Genomic DNA, 19384 nt, shown 5'->3' with positions numbered 1-19384 from the left:
CCCCTTAATCTTTTGGCTCAATCTGACAAAGTAATGGATGACCTTGAGACCGAGCATAATTATTGACTTGGTTCGCTTTCGTTTCCGCAATGTCTCGTGGATAAACGCCTGCAACACCTCTCCCTTCATAATGTACAGTTAGCATTACTTGGGTCGCTTGGTCAAGATTCAAAGCAAAGTATTGTTGTAAAATTTCAATTACAAAATCCATCGGGGTGTAATCGTCGTTCATTAAAACCACAGCATACAAAGGTGGACGTTTTAACTCTGGGGGAGCAGTTTGTACAGCAATGTCCCCTTCAGTCCCTTCAGCGTCATCCTGCGAGTCATTACCTAAGCGTGGACTAATATGCCAGTCGACATATCCTGATTGATGAAAAGAACTTTTGATGGTGTTTAAACAATTTTGACGCTTATTCATTCGCATAGGATTTTTAATTCACATTTATTGCGCATTTGCTTCTGCTTGAGGAATTTCAGAAATAAACGCAGATTGACTCTCTATAGGTTTGCCACGGCCCCAGCTAAAACGTTTAATCACTGGTGTACTAGTTGCACCGCTTAAACGCACTTCAATGAATTGCGGCGTAAAGCCTTTAGGCATGGTCCAGCGTCCGGTTAAACGCTCATAATCTTCAAAGTTAAAGTTTTTGTCTTCCATCGGGACCACTAAAACTTCAGTGCCTTGAATCAAACGCAATTCTACAGTTCCTGAAATACCGCGTCTATTTGGACTCACTTGAACTAGATCAAGCTGATATTCATAGGCATTTTCAGGTAAAGGTTTAATGCCGATATTTTGTATGGTCAGACTTAAACCACCACGCTGACGTAACACTTCCCGGTAGATTGCAGCCAAACCTTCGGACTGGGCCTTATCTTCACGAGCCTGATTCAAAGCAGCAAACAAATCATTTGAATTACTGACCGCAACGTCACGTTCCTGTACCGCCAAATTCAAATTTTTATTCAATGTTTCCAGGCTGGCTTTTTGCTTTTGCACCACTTCAACCAGTTGTTCTGCATCCGCTTCATAGCCGACTACAGTCAAACCTTGCCGATGCCCAACCGAATAGCCCAGTAAACCACTTCCCAGAACAAGAATGGCAGCACTAATTCCCAAGGGTAAATTACCCTTTAAAAAAGGCTTTTTACTGAGGAAAGACAGTTGTGACGGAGTATTTGATTCAGAATTCGGCATCGTCATCTCTTATTTTGATTCATTCAAAACACACATTTAAATCCAAATCCAAATGTGTGTGAAGCTGAAAAACGTTTTTTATGGTAATAAACCAATACCAGCAAGACCCGCATTTTCAGCAAAGCCAAACATCAGGTTCATATTTTGCACCGCCTGTCCTGCCGCACCTTTAACCAGATTGTCTTGTACGGAGAGCACAATCAGCTTTTTCGGCTGTGGTTTATACAAGGCAATTCGAAGCTGGTTTGCACCACGCACCGAACGGGTTTCAGGCGAGCTGTTAGCTGGCATGACATCTACAAACTGTTCATTGGCATAGAACTGTTCATATAAACCTTGCAGATCTGCTGCATCACCAGCATCCGTCAAATCCACGTAAATGGTACTGAGCATGCCACGAATCATCGGTACTAAATGCGGAACAAAGACGATATGATTAAATACATCTTTTTGACCGGAAATATTTTCCAGTGCTTCCACAATTTCAGGATGGTGACGGTGTCCAGCCACGCCATAAGCTTTAAAGTTATCGGCATTTTCAGAATAGATCATGCCCAGGCTGGCTTTACGACCTGCACCAGATACGCCGGATTTTGCATCAATAATAATACTTTCCGGTTTCACCAATGCTTCAGTTTGTTTAAATAATGGTGCCAAGCCTAACTGAACTGTAGTTGGATAACACCCAGGGTTACCCACTACATTGGCTTGTTTAATTTTTTCACGATTCAGTTCTGACAAACCGTAAACTGAATCTTTTAAAATATCTGGGCAGGCATGTTCAAGACCATACCATTTTTCAAATTGTTCCAAGTCTTGCAAACGGAAATCTGCTGCCAAGTCGATGACTTTAGTATTGGCTGCCACAAGTTCTGCCGCATGTTTCATGGCTACACCATGAGGGGTTGCAAAGAAAACCACATCGCATTTTTTCAATTCATCAATGTTTAAATCTGAATATTCGAGATCGGTATGACCGCGCAAGCTTGGGAACATGTCATCGACACGGCGACCTTTTTCGGTACGTGATGTCAGTACATTAACCTGTACATTTGGGTGTCGTAGTAAAAGACGCAACAATTCAACGCCTGTATAACCTGTACCACCGACAATACCAACAGTAATCACGATCACTACCTCAAATCAAAAGTTTCCATTTCGTAACTGCGTAGTATGACAGGAAGTTTTGGTTTTCTGAACTGTTTTAGCTTAGATTACTTCAATTCGGATGTTTTTATCGAGTTAAGTGAAAACATATTCTCAGAAAGTATAAGGCCGACATTATAGTAAAGGTAAAATCGGCCTGCTTGCTAGCCAAAAAATACTACTTCATACTGATTTCTAATGGTATTTTCTGTCCTTTTCTCAGAATTTCAAACTTTACCGTATTTCCTTTTAAATAATTTGAACTTTCAACAAAAGCGCTAACATCTTTGATATTTTCGTCATTCATTTTTAAAATTATATCTTGCGGCATTATAACATTTTCTGCTGGAGAGTCTCGCTTAAGCACTTTAGCAACGACGCCTGATTGAATACTGTTATAAATTTTATCTCTTTCGGATAAATCAGCAGGGTAAATACCTGTTATTGAATTAAATTTATAAAAATAAATTACCCTAAACTGATCATTTAAAGATGCATATCGGACTGGCCTACTTTCTATCGTGCCTACCGGTATATTATTTAAATTATTCACATCATTTTTATTTCTGTCATTGCCTGAAATTCTTGCAGCCTCTGGCTCGCGCATCCGAGTATCGTAAATAACCTTATTACCTTGATATTCACTGCTAAAAACAGCAATGGGAGAGCCATGAAGCAACGCTTTTTCTCGAATATCTCTCATGCTTCTGCTATAGGAATAATCAATGAACTTTTCTTTAAATATGGGTACATATCCGTCTTTCAGCATTTCAAGTGTCTTTTCTTCTAAATCATCTACTCTAAAAATTTCTGGATTCTGTCTTTGTACATTTTTTCCACTGTAATACTCTGCACGAACTATATTACCGCTACAAGCCAGCATCAAAACACCGCATAATACTAATAGCTTCATCATTATCATTTCTCTCTTATAATTTTAATTTTGCATGCAACCTAAATATATAAATGAAAAATCCTTATGGATTCAATCATTATTAGATGAAAAGGAACTTTTTATTTAAAAGCAAATACGGTGCATAAATGCTAAAAGTTTAGTTTTTATACATTCCACCACCACGGCATCGGACTGCTTTTTAAAACTTTCCGATGCTGCTGATAATTGGCATCATGTTTTTGTACTTCTGCCCAAAAATGCGGACTATGATCAAAATGCTTGGTATGTGCTAATTCATGCACACAGACATAACGAGTAATCTTTTCAGGAAATAGAACCAAGCCGCTATTCAACATAATGTCATGTTTCGCTGAACAGCTACCCCAACGTGTTTTCGGTTGACGAATGGCACATTGACCAAAATCCAGTTGGCATTGTTGACTCAGCTGCTCCAAATAAAGCGGAAGATGATGCTTGGCATAAGCAATCACAAAGTTTTTTAAATATTGTTCAGGCTGGCGATCACTAATCAAAAGTTGATTTCTGAGCTCATCATATATAAAAGAATTTTTTTGGCTTTGATAAGCAATCTGTAAAGGTTGACCTAAATTAAAAAGCTTTAGTTCATTTGGCAATATCTGCTGCTGTATATTTTGTGCTTGTTGTTGCCATGTTTTCAGCAACCATTCTTCAGCCTGATCAAGAAAGTTTTGAATTTTTCGTTTGCTGCACAATAGCGGTACAGTTAAACGAATTTGAGCCGAATCGACACGCAAGCGTAAACGTTTCGCTCGCGCATGACGGACAATTTTGATTTCGGGTAGGTCGTTTAGGGTCATTTTGTTCTTTTAAAATCTCCCCAAGCCCCTCTTTTTTACAAAGAGGGGCTTTAAAGTCTCCCTTTCTTAAAGGGAGACTTAGAGGGATTTTTCTAGAAAGTTTAATTAAACCGCAGTACGCTCTTCAATACCGTTGTCTGTTGCAACTACAGCAATATCCGCTTTATTCAAAGCAAAAATACCGTTACACACCACACCCGGAATATTGTTAATGGTTTTTTCAAGTTCCAGCGCATTTAAGATATTCAAATTATGCACATCTAAAATCACATTGCCGTTATCTGTCACCACACCTTCACGATAAACCGGATCGCCACCCAAGCTTACAATTTTACGTGCTACTGCAGAACGCGCCATTGGAATGACTTCTACAGGGAGCGGGAAATCACGACCCAATTGCTCTACCCATTTCGAATCATCAACGATACAGACAAATTTCTTTGCAATCGATGCCACGATTTTTTCACGAGTCAATGCAGCACCGCCCCCTTTAATCATATGCATATGACGGTCAATTTCGTCCGCACCATCTACATAGGCATCCAAACCGCCTACAGAGTTCATATCAACCACTTCAATGCCTAATTTTTTCAGGCGCTGGGCAGTCGCTTCAGAACTGGCAACTGCAGCCTCCAGTTGCAATTCTGGCAATAATTCAATGAGGAAGTTCACAGTACTTCCTGTACCTACCCCCAAAATCCCGCCTTTAGGCAAGTGTTTTAAAGCAGCTTTTGCAGCAGCTTGTTTCTTTTCATCTTGGGTAGCATACAGACTCATAACTTGGCTCAACTATTTTTTGACATTTGTTGCTGATTTAACAGCCCAAATGTACGGGGGTTTGTTACAATAAAGGCTTATTTTAAACTGTTAGATGGAAAATTAACATGCTGTCTCGTTTGGTTCGACAAATATTACAAGCAACGGTGTATGACGTTGCAATCGAAACTCCACTCGAAGCAGCGCCACGAATTAGTGAAAAGCTAAACAACAACATTCGCTTTAAACGCGAAGATTTACAACCTGTCTTTTCCTTTAAACTACGCGGTGCTTATAACCGTATTAGTCAATTACCGAAATCTCAGTTGGAACGTGGCGTTATTACGGCTTCAGCAGGTAACCATGCACAAGGTGTGGCCCTATCTGGTAAAAAACTGGGAATTCGCGCCATTATTGTCATGCCGAAAACCACGCCTGACATTAAAGTTCAGGCAGTAAAACGTTTGGGTGGAGAGGTCGTCTTGTATGGCGATTCTTTCGATGTTGCCAACAAATATGCCATTCAACGTGCTACCGAAGATGGCATGACCTTTATTCCACCTTATGACGATGAACTGGTGATGGCCGGTCAAGGCACAATTGCCAATGAAATTTTACGTCAATGGCGTGATGTGGAATATGTATTTGTTGCTGTTGGCGGTGGCGGTTTGATTGCCGGTGTTGCGGCTTACTTGGGCGATGTCGCACCGCATGTAAAAGTCATTCCAGTGGAATATGATGAATCTGCGTGTTTAAAAGCAGCTTTTGAAGCCAATGAACGTGTAATTCTACCCTCTGTAGGCTTATTTGCTGACGGTACTGCGGTTGCACAAATTGGTGAAAAACCGTTTGATGTAATTCGCCTGCAAAAATCAGACAACTCGGGTCCAATTGTTGAACTAGATGTTGTACTGGTGAACACAGACGAGATCTGTGCAGCAATTAAAGATACCTATGACGAATGCCGCAGCATTGTTGAACCTTCCGGTGCCATGGCACTTGCCGGGATCAAGAAATATGTCGCTGAACATGGCTTAGAAAATAAAAACATGGTGTCGATTGTTTGTGGTGCCAACATGAACTTCGACCGCCTGCGCTATATTGCCGAACGTACAGAGCTCGGTGAACGCAAAGAAGCCATTTTTGCCGTGACCATTCCAGAAGAGAAAGGTTCATTCCTGAATTTCTGCCGTGCCCTGCAAGGCCGTAATATCACAGAATTCAACTACCGCGCCAGCGATGCAAGTGCTGCACAAGTTTTTGTCGGCATCAGCTTGAAAGGCGGTGAAAAAGAACGTCACGACATTTATGAAACCTTGAAAGTTCAATACGATGTAGATGACCTGTCTGATGATGAAGTTGCAAAACTGCATATTCGTTATTTGGTCGGTGGTCATGCAGACATTGAAAATGAGCGTTTATTCCGTGTCGAGTTCCCGGAACGTCCGGGCGCATTGCTGACTTTCCTGGAACGTTTAGGGCCTACCCACAACATTACCCTGTTCCACTACCGCAACCACGGCGCAGCGGAAGGTCGTGTACTGGTTGGCTTAGAAGCAAGCGACGCGAAGCAAAATCCAGATGGTTTAATTGAAACATTGGAAAATATCACTTATCCATATGCTGAAATTACCAACAATTTGGGTTATCAACGATTCTTGAAATAATTTTTTAGCATGACTTGAAATAGCCTGTATTCATACCGGCTATTTTTTTGCATTTAACTCTCGTCATAAAAAAAATAGTTAGACAAATCACATCAATCAAAAGCTGCACATGGGCTGTTTTATAATTTTGAGCTAATCATTCCCTGTTTAGAATTCAGTTGAATGACGTTATTCAATACTTAAGCTAAAGTTTAACACGCAAACTCTAAAATTTAGTGGCATCATAGTCGTTGAAATATGATGTAAAAATTGAAAACGAATTAGGATTAAAAACACATGGCACAGTTTGCAGTGATTGGTTTGGGTAGTTTTGGTGCAACCGTCGCAACCAAATTAGCCATGTTAAACCATGATGTGATTGGTATAGACAGCAATAAAAAATATGTAGAAACCTTTTCTGATCAGCTGACTCATGCAGTCATTGCTGATGCCACAGATGAACATGTGCTCAAAGAACTGAATATTCAAAACTGTGAAGCCGTGGTGGTGGCTATTGGCGAAGATATAGAAGCCAGCATCTTATGTGTTTTGCATCTAAAAAATATGGGTATTAAAAAAATTTGGGCTAAGGCCAAATCACAAGCCCATCACATGATTTTGACTCATCTTGGCGTGAATAAAATCATTCATCCTGAAGAAGATATGGGTAACCGGGTTGCCCAGTCATTAAGCTACCCGATGGTCAGTCGTTATATGGGTTTAGAAGACAATCATTTCATCGTTAAAATTGAAATTAAAAAGAGTCAGCAGGGCGAACGTTTTCATCAGCTTATGAGTCATGTTCCTGAAATTAAAACGATTCTGCACAAACGTGGCAAAGAGGTTTCATATAGCATTGATCCTAATTTAATTATGCAAGAAGGTGATATCTTAGTCGTGGAAGGTGAAATTGAACCCTTAAGAAAACTGTCTGCCCGGTTTAAATAAAATATGAATCAAGCGCAAAACAAAAATCCAAATACGGTCAATCTAAGCCCACCCAGTTTACTGGCACTGGGTTTCTTGAGCTTTATCGTTGTCGGAACTTTATTGCTCAAACTCCCGATTTCACATCATGGTGAATTAAGCTGGCTCAATGCCCTGTTTACTTCAACGTCTGCCGTGACCATTACCGGGCTGTCTGTGGTCAATGTCGGAGACGCCTATACCACCTTTGGCAAGGTCGTCATTATGCTGTTATTGCAAAGCGGCGGCCTGGGTTTTATGACCTTTGCCATACTGGCTGCACTGAGCCTTTCTTCCAATATCAGGCTCAAACAGCAAATGATGGCACAAGAAACTATTGGTCAAACCAGCCTGGCTAAAGTGTCATTCACCATTAAAGGAGTGCTATTATATTCCCTGTTTTTTGAGGCGATTGGCACATTGATTTTAACCATTGCCTGGATGCCAGAATACGAGTTTTCCCGCGCCTTTTTTTACGCGGCTTTTTATAGCGTTTCCGCTTTTAATAACGGCGGTTTTTCCCTATTTCCCAATAGTTTGATGAGTTTTGCAGGCCATTACTTTATTACCTTTACCATTAGTATGCTCTATATTATTGGTGGAATTGGCTTTGTCGTGCTGATGGATATCCAGCGCACTCGTCGCTGGAAAAAATTAAGTGCCAATAGCAAATTAATACTCTCTACCATTGCAGGTTTAAACCTGTTTGCCTTTATCGTAATTTGGGCACTGGAAGCTAACAATCCCCTAACCCTGGCGAATATGAGCCTGGGTGATCAAGCCCTAAATGCCTGGTTCCATGCCACAGTTCCGCGCTCATCCGGTTTTAACAGCCTGGAGATGGCAAACATGACCGATGCTTCCACCTTAGTCACCATGATCCTGATGTTTATTGGTGGCGGTTCACTCAGTACGGCTGGCGGTATTAAGGTGGGTACTTTTATTATTGTGGTCTTAAGTGTGATCACTTTTTTACGACGCTCAGAAGAATTAACCGTATTCAATCACTCAGTTTCTAAAACCACCTCATTTAAAGCCTTAGCCGTGGTTTCCATTACCGCCATACTGATATTTTTAGGATTATTTACGCTTCTTATTCTGGAGCCCAGCAAAAACTTCCTGGATTTACTCTTTGAAGCAGTTTCTGCCACCTGTACGGTAGGATTATCACGTGGCATTACCAGTGAATTACAGCCTGCAAGTCTGTTTGCATTAATCTTACTGATGTTTGCGGGTCGTTTGGGGCCACTGACTCTAGCCTACCTGATTGCCACCCCGAAAAAAAGCCGTTTAAAACATCCACCGGCAGATATTCAAATTGGTTAAACCCGATTCAATAAAAAACCACTCATACAGAGTGGTTTTTTATCATTCATGGATATAAATTTTAATACCAATTCATTAAGGATACACCTAAACCGACATAAGTGGCTCGATGGTTATAATCAATCAGGCTTTCACCATAGCCATCAAACAATTGAAAATGGCCACGCAATTTACCGCTGATCGGAAATGCCCAGTCAAACTGCATAGCACCGTGCGCATCATCGCCACCTTTTAGCGAGTGACGTAGCATCAGTGAAAACTCATGATCATTCTTGCGGTAGAAGGCGGTTAAATCACCCCGACCGATATAGTTTTTAATATCCGGGTTGTTATCATCTTTGGCATTTTCTTCAATGCGATACCAGGGACGCAACATCAGTGCAAAGTTGTCGCGTTCTAAACCGACATTAAAAATAATACGGTTCCAGCTACGTGATAAAGGATCGGCACGGCCATTGGACTGATGGTTAAAGGTCACGCCTAGTAAACGTGCATTTAAGCCCAAAATTTCATAATTGGTCCGAAAAACCAGACTGGCTTCAGGCTCATAGTTGGTTTCACGGAAAGGACGCGAGGCATCTGCATTATAAACCTGCCAGTGTGATGACTGGGTATAACCCAGCCAGATATCTCCATTATCACCAAACAGGTTTTCAACTGCTTTGGTTTTTAAAGACAACTGGAATTTCGCTTCCATCGATTTCAGGTTTTGCTCATCACCCACCTGTACCGTGTTATTTTCATTCGGACTGAAAGGACGTTCGTTTTTATCCGAAGTCCAGAATCCTGGAAGCAGATAAACCGGTTGGTGCGCACGAATATTCCAGGTTCCAAGTTTACTTTCAGAAGACAGCTCCCAACGCTTGTCCAGCAAAGACGTATTGGGATCAATTTTTGGCCCCTCAACTGCAAAGACATTACTCATCCCATGACTGATTTTTTCTTTGATCGTTTCTGGCTCAGTCGGTGCAGGTGCAATTTGATTGGCTGCCTGACGTTCAGACACCAGTGCAGTTTTTTCTGTTTCAGGCACCTTGAACAAAGTGTCATAACAGGTCAGACGATCCGCATTGGACTCTAATGCCACGCATGCTTCCGGACTTGCGGGTGTAATGAGAGATTCTGGTTTTTGTGCATGAATATTCGCCGCATACAAAGAACTGAGCATGATCATGCTCAGTTGCAATGTAGTGCGTTCAAGCGTTTTGAACGCCATAGGGTTTTACCTCAAATGATATCTTTAGTTCACTTGCTTAATATCAAAACCAAGTTCAAGCAGCGCTTCACGCTTAGCTACGGGTGCAACCACAGCCTTCACCGGTTTTTGCTGAACCAAATATTGTTCTGCAACCCGTTTTAAATCATCAAGAGTTACAGCAAGTAAACGTGCACGTAATTGCTTGCGCACTGCAGGTGTACGTGCATGCAATAATGCATAGCAGGCAGTAATGGCTTCCCCGGCAGGAGAACCCGGTTTATCCATGCTCGCAATTAAGCCCAAAATTGCTTCTTCCAGTTGATGCGGTTTGTGTTCGCTATTCAGCAACCATTGGATACTGGCATCAAAGTCTTTAAAAGTCTCTGCCAGGCGCGGATCGCGGTAGCTATAGAAACGGAAAGAACAGGCATTGCCATCGTAGCTTGCTCCACCGCCGTACGCCCCGCCTTTTTCACGAATTGCACTATGCAAGAAGCCATTACGCAAATAAGCAGCCAATACCATGAGAGGTGCAGCATCTGGATGAGAAACCTCTACTGCAGCATAAGCAGCAGCACAGAATTGAACATTGGCTTGAATCAGCCAGGCTTCGTCATGATTGCTATTTTCTGTGATGATTTGAGTTAATTCTACCGGACTTTTATCAACAGCTAACTTGTCCCAAACGTCTTGCACTTCTTCAATCAAACGATCGGACTGATGTTCTTCACACACCAGCAAGAATTGCTTTGGTGCCTGTAAAAGTAAACGATGAATGGCTTTTAATTCCGCAATTAATGCATCATAAGCAGCTTCATCGCTTTCAATTTTACTTACCAAATCGCCTAACCAGTTCAGCGCACCCAGACCGGTATTTTGATAGTCACGTTGTGCTAAAGCACTGTGGTTACGGCCGGCAATTTGCATGGCATAACTATGACCCGAACCGGAAATACGTGAATTCCAACGGGTTTTACGCTGTTGCAATAATTCAATAATGCGGTCCTTTTCATCAAAACGCAGTTGTTCAAATGCCAGTTTCAACAGGCGGATGGCTTCAAAATTATTCACCAATGATTTGGTGGTCAACGTAAGCCATGCGCTAATCTTGTTTTTATCATCATATTTTGAACGTAGAGATGCGCCCATCCCCACACCACCACTCACCGCAGTTTGCAGTTGTTGCAGTTCCAGATAGTCGTATTCACCCGCACCGACTTCACCCAGCAAAATTGAAAGTAAATTGAAATATGGCGACTGAACCACCTGATCAGGAATTTTTACCAACACCTGTTGATAGTAAATGCCATTGGTTCCGGCATGATACAGATTCAAAGGCGTGTCTAAATTATTGCTAATAATTTCACGCAATTGACCTTGTACGATGTGCAAATCTGCCGGTACATCTTCCAGGCCGACTTTCGGTAACAGGTTTAAATCATCCGGCGTATCCTGACGGACTTTTAAAGCTTCGGTTTGCTTGATGATTTCCGCTTTTTGCTCATCAGTCAGTTGGGCACCAATTTCAGCCAGACGCGCTTTTTCCGCTTCAGCTTCTCTTGCCGATTTGGTTGCATCCGGCAGCAAAGTCATCTGTACACGATGCGGATTATCCAGCAGATATTCTTTAATCAGGTTGGACAACCACATTGGGTCTTTGAGTTCTTCTTTCACCTGTTCAATCGCCGTGTCTACATCCCAGACCTGAATCGGATCGCTGTGATGAATCACACTGCTTAATCCATTTAAAATCAGGCTTAAACCGTACGGCATTCCATCGCCATTGATTTCACGCTGATGTAATTCGATTTGATGCAAAATCGCATCCACCATTTCGGCATCAACCGGTTTAGAAGCAACTTCTTCAAGAACCTTAAACACACCGTCTTTAAATTCCTGGGCATGTTCAGGATTTGAACCCTGTACGCCACAGAAGAAGGTCATTTCAAAGTTGGAATCATCCACACCCATAATTGGACCGGTAGACTGAGCATAACCACAGGTTTCCAGATAATGACGTAATGGCGAAGCTGAATCTTCCAGCAAAATCCCTTCAACCAGACGCATCCCCAAGCGTAATTTAATATCACTGGCTTGCGGCAACAGCCATGAAATTACGTGATAGGTTTTATCCTTCAGGTCTTCTGCATCTACAGCATAACTTTCGGTGACTTCAAGCGGTGCGGTTAAACGGGTTTCGGGTGTTGAATGTAAGGTTTGACCTTTTTCAAATTTAGACAAGGCTAAAGTTTCAAATTGTTCCTGCAAGTAATAAGCCGATTCATTGCCAAAAGTCATAAACACCGCATTACTTGGATGATAATGTGATTTATAGAAATCAACCAACTCTGGGTAAGTTAAATCCGGAATATTCTTAGGATCTCCACCGGAATTGTAATGATAGGTAGTATGCGGGAATAAATGATGCGCCAATTGATGATAAAGCTGATCTGAAGGAGAACTCATTGCCCCTTTCATTTCATTAAAGACCACGCCTTTATAAACCGGTTCGCCATTTTCCAGCTCAATGCGAATACCTTCCTGAGCAAAATCAAATTCGTTTAAATTGGCAGCAAAAGCAGCATCCAGATACACTTCCAGCAGGTTCTGGAAGTCTTTTTTATTTTGCGTGGCAAAAGGATAGGCGGTCCAGTCTGCTGAAGTAAACGCATTCATAAAGGTATTGAGCGAACGACGAATCATCAGAAAGAATGGGTCACGGACCGGAAATTTTTCCGAACCACAAAGCGCAGTATGTTCTAAAATATGCGCCTCACCTTTTGAATCCATGGGCTGGGTACGAAACGCCACCAGAAAGACATTTTCATCCAGATCACTGGCCAGATGATAATGTATAGCACCCGTGGCTTTATGCTTATATTCAGACACCCGAATATCTAGGGCTTCAACATGGTGTTGACGGATCAACTGAAACGCAGGATGAACAGTTTGAGAAATGGTTTCAGTGACATCTACAGTCATGTGATCTCCAACATTTAAATATTTATAAGATGGTTTTGATTATACCTGAATATTGCACTATTTGGATTTGTACAGTTACCAAATTCCAAGCATTTTGGTCCATTTTAAATCACGGAATATTTCAATCAGATTTCGGAATTTTTTAATGTAACTTTATCAAAAATGAATTCAAGATGAGGGTCAGACAGGTATTCAAAAAATAGTGGAAAACAAAGCGATGAATGCAACAAACAAGAGATTAAGTTGAAATAATTTTTAATTATCAATTTAGACTGATATATGAATAATGAATAGCATTTAAAAAATAATTTCATTATGACACCATCAAACCTACACGGACTTAACGGTGTCATAAGCAAAGATAAAAAACTAGATCAAATATTTGAAATAACTATAGTTAGGATGATTTTCTACAAACACATAGTTTTGCTTTTGATAGAAATGCGCTGCATTTTTAGTATCTGTATTCAGGCACAATGCTGAAAAGTTGGCACGCGCCTCTTTTTCCAGCTGTTGTAACAGTTGCTTGCCCACACCATGCTTGCGGTATTTTGGCAACACATAAAAACGACGCACCCGCCCAATACGCGCATCAATTTCATTTTCATTCCACTGCTGGTTTAAACCGCCACAAGCCACAAGCTTGTCATCATCATAGCCCAACAGCAGAAATTCACCCGGTTGATCAAACCGGTTCTTGCCACTTTCGAACTCTTCAATCAATCGATCAACAAACTGAAATCCTTCTTTCTGTGCCTGCTTGGCTAATTCCTTGATTTGTTCAGGTAATTGCTCAGCTTTATCAATCGTGATTTTCATCTAACCTTCCTTATTCTGTCCTATATAGTATTTTGAACGAATAAATTAACTCTATATTGAATTTTATTCATCAATCTACAGCAATCATGAGCATTGGTGTAAACTTAACGTTTTAATTTAAATGTGAATGAAAGACATGACAACTGTTGATCTTTTTGCAATTGGTAATGCATTAATCGACCAAGAATTTAAAGTCTCTGACGATTTCCTGATTCAACAGAATTTGCAAAAAGGCACTATGCAGTTGACTGATGGTGAAACGCAAGCAAATTTATATAATAATTTAAAAGAAACACAACTATACAAAGGTCAAGCATCAGGTGGATCTGCTGCAAATACCACCGTTGCATTTAGTGCTTTAGGCAGCACAGCCTTTTATGCGTGCCGCGTAGGTAACGACGAACTTGGTCAGATTTACCTGAAAGGCTTAAATGATGCCGGCATTCAAACTGCAGAACAATCCGTCAGTGAAGGTGTGACTGGAACCTGTATGGTTCTGGTGAGTCCGGATTCTGAACGTACCATGCAAACTTACCTTGGTATTACCGCTGAACTGAGTGAAGCACAAATCGATTTTGAACCCTTAAAAACTGCAAAATGGCTGTATATTGAAGGCTATTTGTCCACTAGCGACACTGCAAGACAAGCGGTTAAACAAGCCCGTAAAATTGCAAAAGCACATGGGGTAAAAATTGCTTTGACCCTTTCTGATCCAGCAATGGTGCAATATGCACGTCAAGGGCTGGATGAGCTTTTGGATGATGGTGTCGATTTATTGCTTTGTAATTATCATGAAGCTTTAATGTATACGGAAACTGATTCAATTGAAGCAGCTTTGGCTAAATTGCAATTAAAAAGCAAATACACTGTCATTACATTATCAGCTGAAGGTGCTTTGATTTCCGATTCTGAGCAAATCCTGAAAGTTCCCGGCCGCAAGGTAACCGCGGTAGATGCCAATGGCGCCGGTGATGCCTTTGCAGGTGCGTTTCTGTATGCACTCAATGCAGGTTTAAACCTTAAAGTGGCTGCTGAATTATCAATCTTGATTTCAAGTGAAGTGGTTTCACAATTTGGACCACGCCTGAGTGTAGAAAGTTATGCAGAATTATTAAATAACTTCCACAAGGAATGTGCATAATGATTAAAATTGCCATGATGGAAGAGATTCCTGAACGTGAAGCACGTTCATACGAAACGCCAAATGGTGACACGATTTTCATTACTCAGCGTGATGGTTCATTCTATGCCTATCAGAATCTCTGCCCTCACTTACAGGTCGAACTTGAATTTCTGGAAAACCAGTTTTTAGACCGTGATCAGGAATATATTGAATGCTCCACTCATGGAGCCCTGTTTCTGGTTGAAACCGGTGAATGTATTTCTGGTCCCTGCTTAGGGCAATCACTTGAAAAAGTAAAGATTAATGTGCATTCTGATGGTGGAATTTACCTGAAAGAAGAATAAAACTTATGGAATTTGCCATGCTAGAGTTTCTACAAAACTATAACTTAATCCCGTTTCATTTAAGTTTACTGGCTTTAATTTTACTCAGCATGGCAGAAACCATTGGCTATTACTTTAATATTCGTCCGACTGAGTTTCTAAAAACCCTTTATCCAAAGAAACTTACCGACTCCCCTCTACTCAATGTCAAATTCTCCAAAACACTGATTGTGGTGTTTTTACTGATGAACTTCAGTTTCGCAGGCTATTTTCTGCAACTTTGTGTATTTGCACAGCAGAAGGCATTCTTGCCTGCTTATTATCTGATGATCCCGGCACTGATCATTGCGGTGTTTTTCACTGTATTTATGATTCATTGTCTTGACCAGGTCATCAAGCCAACGCTTACTAAACAACAGGTCAGTCTGCTGGGACGTTTGGCGACCATTTCCAGTGGCAATGCGCGTCCGGGATTTTCCGCACAAGCACGGGTACGGGACAGTTTTGGTCAGTTACATTATGTCCAGGTCGAGCCTGAATTTGGCGAACTGGAATTCCAATCGCAGATTATTTTAATCCGCCTCAAAAAGTCGCATTATATTGCTAAAAAAATTTCCAAATCCAATAATTTATTTAGCATGGAAAATTCACAATAATCTTGCCTTACCCTAGCGTCAAATTGAACATTAAATCATTAGAATTCACTCATAACGACTGACTCTCTCCTCCCTCCTGCTGTTAAAATTTGCAAGGATAAAAGTCCATACATTACCAGCGAAATTTATTCCAGTTTTCAGGGTTTGCCCAGAATTTGGAGTTAAACCAGTCAGGCACATGCTTATACGTTAAAATATTGAATTGCCACAATGCAAAATCACTGTCATGACGGGTTTTATCAATGAGCTGGGTAAAGCCCAAAGCGCGCAATAATCTTTCATCTTGCAACCGGCTCACCACAACAATTCGTTTTGCCATCAGGTCTCGCAATCTCACTAACAGCTGAGACTTCTGCACACCAGAAAGTACCGCTAGCTCTTGTGAATCCATCACTACAAAACCCAGATCATATCGCCGGGTAAAAGGCAGATTTAAAAACTCAGTTACGTTAAAATAGTGCCATTGAATTGATTGATTATTGTCGTATTGCGCAAGATTTTGACCAATACATAATGCAGTTTGGATAGGCTGTTCGTTGGATAAATCGTCTAGCATTGAAGTGATGACATTTTGTTCAGCCATAACTGCATCCTTATTATTGAAGAGAGTATTTTGTATGGAACTACAAGGCATTTGCCATAAAATGCATGCAGGTCTTAAGGACCTTAGTGTAACTGATCGACATACACACAAGGCAAATGTTGAATATAAATTTATTCTAGATCGTTCAGAAGTTGATCTACCATTCAATTTAGGCCAAGAAATTGAGATTGAATGGACAGGTAATATCTATTGTGTATCTTGTGGTAGTAAAACCAGCAAATCCTTTTCGCAGGGTCATTGCTTTAAATGTTTCAAAACCAAAGCGTCTTGTGACATGTGTATTATGAAACCGGAAACCTGTCATTATAACCTCGGGACTTGCCGTGAGGACAGCTTTGCTCAAGAGGTCTGTTTCCAGCCCCATATTGTTTATCTGGCCAATTCAAGCGCATTAAAAGTCGGCATTACCCGTCTTGGACAAATGCCAACGCGCTGGCTGGATCAGGGTGCAACACAGGCATTACCCATTATGAAAGTGGGTTCGCGCCGTCTCTCAGGCCAACTGGAAATTATGTTTGGAACACAGGTGGCCGACAAAACCGATTGGCGTAAACTGCTCAAAGGTGAAGCTGAACCGCTCAATTTAATTGAGGTACGTGAACAGCTACTGGAAGAATTTGCACCGAAAATTCAGACCATTCGTGATGAATTTAATCAGAATCTCGAGTTCAATGAAACGATTGAAGTCATGGAAGATGAGCTGCCACGCGAGTTTGTTTATCCGGTTGAACAATATCCAGAAAAAATCAAATCACATAATCTCGACAAAACTCCTACTATTCGCGGCAAGTTACAAGGCATTAAAGGACAATATCTAATCTTGGATACCGGTGTCATTAATATCCGCAAATATTCAGGCTATGAACTAAAAATCCGTGCTGAATAACTTTAAATTCAGCCATAAAAAAACCTGCGTTCATGCAGGTTTTTTTATTTCACTTAAGATTACTTAATCTTCGCATGTGATTTTAGATATTGCGTGTAATCATCCAGTTCCTGCTGACCACGAAGCTGCTGATACAGCTTGGACAATTCACCCAATTGTCCATTGGTTAAGGCATTCGACGTGGTCTTGTTCACATTTGACACAGCCACTACCACTAATTCATTAGGCAATGCAGCTGTGGTGACCGACCACATGCCTGCTTTCGGTGTAGGAACACTGAATGCCGCACGTTCAATCTCACGTTTTAGGCCTTGTGAACGCATAAATACACCGGCACTTTCAAAAGCAATCTGACTTTGTGCCAAAGCGCTAGCAGCCGGTTGCGATTTGAAGTTATTCAATGCTGTCTGGATTTTCGCTTTAGCTGCATCAACTGCTTTTTGTTCAATCAGTTTGGCTTTTACATGAGGTGTTGCCTCTGCAAGTGTTTGAACACCAGCTGCATGATAGTTACGCACTTTCACCCAAACGGTATTACCATTTGCCATTTGAATGCTGCTAGAAGCATTGCGATCACCATTTTTCACATCATCATTAAACAGCTTAACTTTGACATTGGCATCACTCAGTATAGGATGCTGTGTAGAGAGGGTCATACCTTTCACAGATTGAACTGTCACACCCTTAACTTCCTGAGCCACCACATCCAGCGCATCGCTACCTACAACCAACTCATTCAGGCTATTTACAGCATCTGAAAATGAATTCGCCGTTTTGTTCTTTTGCAACTCTGCTAACAGGCGTGGTTTTTCAGTTTCAAATGAAGGCAACTTCACAGCAGCTGCTTCTGTTTCAATTAAATGATAACCATACTGAGTTTTAACCGGCGCTGAAACTTGGGCTGGTTTTAAAGAAGCAACCGTTAGATCGAATGCATCACCAAACACACCTTTGGCATAAGCTTCTACCACACCACCCTTGGTCTTCGATTCAGTATCATCCGAATACTGTGCGGCTACTTGGGCAAAAGACATACCTGCTTTAATTTTCGCAGCGACTTCAGTGGCCAATTTTTTCGCTTCAGCATCTGAACGGGTATCTACGGTAATTAAAATATGTTTTACCAATGGCTGAGCATTTTTCTTTTGTGCATCAACAAATGCACTATAAGCTTGCTGCAATTCAGCATCTGTTACTTGAGTATTCGCTGGTGCAACATTGGCTGGTGTGAGCACAACATAATCAACGTCCACACTGGCTACCTGCTTAAATGCATTTTGATGCTTGTTGTAGTAAGCAGCAATATCTTGAGGTGTGACTTTGATATTTTTCTTGTATTCATCCAGTTTAATGCTGGCAAGATGCAAGGTGCGTTGTTCAGTTTGCAAATTGGCAATTTGTTGAATATCCAGCTTGCTCACCAATGCATAATCCATAAATGTTGACGTCACCATTTTTAAGGCATGGTCTTTACGCAAGTTTGCAATCAGAGCCTGACTGGTCATACCCACTGAACGTAAATAATTTGAATATAAGGCTTCAGAAAACTTACCGCTTTCCTGAAAGCTCGGTTGCTGGGCAATCATTTGTTCAATTTGTGCATCACTCAAAGAAATACCCAACTCTTCCGCTTGTTGTAATAACAAGGTACGAGCAACCAGACTCTCCATCGCCTTATTTTCGATAAAAGATTGATTCAGTAAAGTTTCGTCGCCATTGGCATAAGCCAGGTATTGTTCTTTAAATGTTTTGCTCAGCGATTCTAATTCTTTTTTAGAAATTTCCTGGCCATTGACCAATTTTGCCGTGTCTTCAGATTTTCCACCGCTAAAATATCCTTCAATACCTACAAGTGCTAAAGGGGTCAAAAACAAAATGAGCAAAGCTTTGCCCAACCAACCTTTAATAACTTTACGAAAAGATTCCATAAGTATTCCAATATTTTATTTGTGGGCGATTTTACCCGAAAACCTGCTTTGAATGAATGCGTTCAGACTGTAAATCGGCATTATTAATAA

18 protein-coding genes are annotated in these 19384 nt (G+C 41.1%); 7 read left to right on the top strand and 11 right to left on the bottom strand.

Annotated elements, in window-relative coordinates; translation table 11 throughout:
• Positions 1 to 4: 4 nt before the first annotated feature.
• From clpS to rpiA, 6 genes are all read right to left on the bottom strand, one after another.
• Positions 5 to 427 carry an ATP-dependent Clp protease adapter ClpS gene (gene clpS / locus GTU69_RS03985; RefSeq protein WP_166168356.1) on the bottom strand — a complete coding sequence of 141 codons (423 nt, stop codon included), beginning with the start codon at positions 425 to 427 and terminating at the stop codon, positions 5 to 7.
• Between the two features lie 18 nt (positions 428 to 445).
• Positions 446 to 1201 carry a DUF6776 family protein gene (locus GTU69_RS03980; RefSeq protein ID WP_166168353.1) on the bottom strand — a complete coding sequence of 252 codons (756 nt, stop codon included), beginning with the start codon at positions 1199 to 1201 and terminating at the stop codon, positions 446 to 448.
• Between the two features lie 78 nt (positions 1202 to 1279).
• A complete protein-coding gene (argC, locus tag GTU69_RS03975) occupies positions 1280 to 2335 on the bottom strand; it encodes an N-acetyl-gamma-glutamyl-phosphate reductase (RefSeq protein WP_171521993.1) in 1056 nt (351 codons plus the stop codon).
• 190 nt (positions 2336 to 2525) lie between these two features.
• Positions 2526 to 3263 (bottom strand): PDZ domain-containing protein, encoded by a 738-nt coding sequence (locus tag GTU69_RS17105; RefSeq protein ID WP_240921580.1) that lies wholly within the window; start codon positions 3261 to 3263, stop codon positions 2526 to 2528.
• A gap of 143 nt (positions 3264 to 3406) precedes the next feature.
• Positions 3407 to 4081, bottom strand: coding sequence for a SprT family zinc-dependent metalloprotease (locus GTU69_RS03965; protein WP_166168349.1), 675 nt, complete (start codon positions 4079 to 4081; stop codon positions 3407 to 3409).
• A gap of 105 nt (positions 4082 to 4186) precedes the next feature.
• Positions 4187 to 4858 carry a ribose-5-phosphate isomerase RpiA gene (gene rpiA, locus GTU69_RS03960; protein WP_166168347.1) on the bottom strand — a complete coding sequence of 224 codons (672 nt, stop codon included), beginning with the start codon at positions 4856 to 4858 and terminating at the stop codon, positions 4187 to 4189.
• Positions 4859 to 4965: 107 nt separating this feature from the next.
• Between rpiA and ilvA the strand changes: the two genes are divergently transcribed.
• The 3 genes from ilvA to GTU69_RS03945 all read left to right on the top strand — a co-directional run bounded on the left by ilvA (position 4966) and on the right by GTU69_RS03945 (position 8775).
• Positions 4966 to 6504, top strand: coding sequence for a threonine ammonia-lyase, biosynthetic (ilvA, locus tag GTU69_RS03955; RefSeq protein WP_166168345.1), 1539 nt, complete (start codon positions 4966 to 4968; stop codon positions 6502 to 6504).
• Positions 6505 to 6780: 276 nt separating this feature from the next.
• Positions 6781 to 7431, top strand: a complete 651-nt coding sequence (locus tag GTU69_RS03950; RefSeq protein WP_166168343.1) for a TrkA family potassium uptake protein — start codon at positions 6781 to 6783, stop codon at positions 7429 to 7431.
• A gap of 3 nt (positions 7432 to 7434) precedes the next feature.
• A complete protein-coding gene (locus GTU69_RS03945; protein ID WP_166168341.1) occupies positions 7435 to 8775 on the top strand; it encodes a potassium transporter TrkG in 1341 nt (446 codons plus the stop codon).
• A 61-nt stretch (positions 8776 to 8836) separates the two neighbouring features.
• Here the strand turns inward: GTU69_RS03945 and GTU69_RS03940 are convergent, their stop codons facing one another.
• The 3 genes from GTU69_RS03940 to GTU69_RS03930 form a co-directional block, all read right to left on the bottom strand.
• Positions 8837 to 9991 carry a phospholipase A gene (locus GTU69_RS03940; RefSeq protein ID WP_166168339.1) on the bottom strand — a complete coding sequence of 385 codons (1155 nt, stop codon included), beginning with the start codon at positions 9989 to 9991 and terminating at the stop codon, positions 8837 to 8839.
• A 24-nt stretch (positions 9992 to 10015) separates the two neighbouring features.
• Positions 10016 to 12955 (bottom strand): insulinase family protein, encoded by a 2940-nt coding sequence (locus GTU69_RS03935; RefSeq protein WP_166168337.1) that lies wholly within the window; start codon positions 12953 to 12955, stop codon positions 10016 to 10018.
• A gap of 369 nt (positions 12956 to 13324) precedes the next feature.
• Positions 13325 to 13774, bottom strand: coding sequence for a GNAT family N-acetyltransferase (locus GTU69_RS03930; protein WP_166168335.1), 450 nt, complete (start codon positions 13772 to 13774; stop codon positions 13325 to 13327).
• A gap of 136 nt (positions 13775 to 13910) precedes the next feature.
• Between GTU69_RS03930 and GTU69_RS03925 the strand changes: the two genes are divergently transcribed.
• Genes GTU69_RS03925 through GTU69_RS03915 form a run of 3 tightly spaced genes read left to right on the top strand, consistent with a single transcriptional unit; the run spans position 13911 to position 15876 of the window.
• Positions 13911 to 14915 carry an adenosine kinase gene (locus tag GTU69_RS03925; protein WP_166168332.1) on the top strand — a complete coding sequence of 335 codons (1005 nt, stop codon included), beginning with the start codon at positions 13911 to 13913 and terminating at the stop codon, positions 14913 to 14915.
• A 14-nt stretch (positions 14916 to 14929) separates the two neighbouring features.
• Positions 14930 to 15241, top strand: coding sequence for a Rieske (2Fe-2S) protein (locus GTU69_RS03920; RefSeq protein WP_171521995.1), 312 nt, complete (start codon positions 14930 to 14932; stop codon positions 15239 to 15241).
• A 17-nt stretch (positions 15242 to 15258) separates the two neighbouring features.
• Complete coding sequence (locus GTU69_RS03915; RefSeq protein WP_086196458.1) at positions 15259 to 15876, top strand: OB-fold-containig protein; 618 nt, start codon at positions 15259 to 15261, stop codon at positions 15874 to 15876.
• A 112-nt stretch (positions 15877 to 15988) separates the two neighbouring features.
• Here GTU69_RS03915 and GTU69_RS03910 read toward each other — a convergent pair whose 3' ends face one another.
• Complete coding sequence (locus GTU69_RS03910; protein ID WP_166168326.1) at positions 15989 to 16459, bottom strand: DUF6231 family protein; 471 nt, start codon at positions 16457 to 16459, stop codon at positions 15989 to 15991.
• A 34-nt stretch (positions 16460 to 16493) separates the two neighbouring features.
• On the opposite strand from GTU69_RS03910, the gene GTU69_RS03905 reads away from it, so the two are divergent.
• Positions 16494 to 17366 carry a DUF2797 domain-containing protein gene (locus GTU69_RS03905; protein WP_166168323.1) on the top strand — a complete coding sequence of 291 codons (873 nt, stop codon included), beginning with the start codon at positions 16494 to 16496 and terminating at the stop codon, positions 17364 to 17366.
• Between the two features lie 59 nt (positions 17367 to 17425).
• Here the strand turns inward: GTU69_RS03905 and GTU69_RS03900 are convergent, their stop codons facing one another.
• Complete coding sequence (locus GTU69_RS03900; RefSeq protein WP_166168320.1) at positions 17426 to 19294, bottom strand: SurA N-terminal domain-containing protein; 1869 nt, start codon at positions 19292 to 19294, stop codon at positions 17426 to 17428.
• Positions 19295 to 19384: the final 90 nt, after the last annotated feature.

This window comes from Acinetobacter sp. SA01 (assembly GCF_011319235.1).
Lineage (GTDB): Bacteria > Pseudomonadota > Gammaproteobacteria > Pseudomonadales > Moraxellaceae > Acinetobacter.
Note: the sequence above shows the minus strand (reverse complement) of the source record. Positions and strands in the feature narration are given on the sequence as shown.

Bases quoted from the DNA above. Each gene is read 5' to 3' on its own strand.
- GTU69_RS03900 (WP_166168320.1), bottom strand. From the start codon at position 19,294: ATGGAATCTTTTCGTAAAGTTATTAAAGGTTGGTTGGGCAAAGCTTTG.
- GTU69_RS03930 (WP_166168335.1), bottom strand. From the start codon at position 13,774: ATGAAAATCACGATTGATAAAGCTGAGCAATTACCTGAACAAATCAAG.
- rpiA (WP_166168347.1), bottom strand. From the start codon at position 4,858: ATGAGTCTGTATGCTACCCAAGATGAAAAGAAACAAGCTGCTGCAAAA.
- GTU69_RS03910 (WP_166168326.1), bottom strand. From the start codon at position 16,459: ATGGCTGAACAAAATGTCATCACTTCAATGCTAGACGATTTATCCAAC.
- GTU69_RS03915 (WP_086196458.1), top strand. From the start codon at position 15,259: ATGCTAGAGTTTCTACAAAACTATAACTTAATCCCGTTTCATTTAAGT.
- GTU69_RS17105 (WP_240921580.1), bottom strand. From the start codon at position 3,263: ATGATGAAGCTATTAGTATTATGCGGTGTTTTGATGCTGGCTTGTAGC.
- GTU69_RS03905 (WP_166168323.1), top strand. From the start codon at position 16,494: ATGGAACTACAAGGCATTTGCCATAAAATGCATGCAGGTCTTAAGGAC.
- GTU69_RS03950 (WP_166168343.1), top strand. From the start codon at position 6,781: ATGGCACAGTTTGCAGTGATTGGTTTGGGTAGTTTTGGTGCAACCGTC.
- GTU69_RS03980 (WP_166168353.1), bottom strand. From the start codon at position 1,201: ATGCCGAATTCTGAATCAAATACTCCGTCACAACTGTCTTTCCTCAGT.
- GTU69_RS03945 (WP_166168341.1), top strand. From the start codon at position 7,435: ATGAATCAAGCGCAAAACAAAAATCCAAATACGGTCAATCTAAGCCCA.
- GTU69_RS03920 (WP_171521995.1), top strand. From the start codon at position 14,930: ATGATGGAAGAGATTCCTGAACGTGAAGCACGTTCATACGAAACGCCA.
- GTU69_RS03925 (WP_166168332.1), top strand. From the start codon at position 13,911: ATGACAACTGTTGATCTTTTTGCAATTGGTAATGCATTAATCGACCAA.
- ilvA (WP_166168345.1), top strand. From the start codon at position 4,966: ATGCTGTCTCGTTTGGTTCGACAAATATTACAAGCAACGGTGTATGAC.
- GTU69_RS03965 (WP_166168349.1), bottom strand. From the start codon at position 4,081: ATGACCCTAAACGACCTACCCGAAATCAAAATTGTCCGTCATGCGCGA.
- clpS (WP_166168356.1), bottom strand. From the start codon at position 427: ATGCGAATGAATAAGCGTCAAAATTGTTTAAACACCATCAAAAGTTCT.
- GTU69_RS03935 (WP_166168337.1), bottom strand. From the start codon at position 12,955: ATGACTGTAGATGTCACTGAAACCATTTCTCAAACTGTTCATCCTGCG.
- GTU69_RS03940 (WP_166168339.1), bottom strand. From the start codon at position 9,991: ATGGCGTTCAAAACGCTTGAACGCACTACATTGCAACTGAGCATGATC.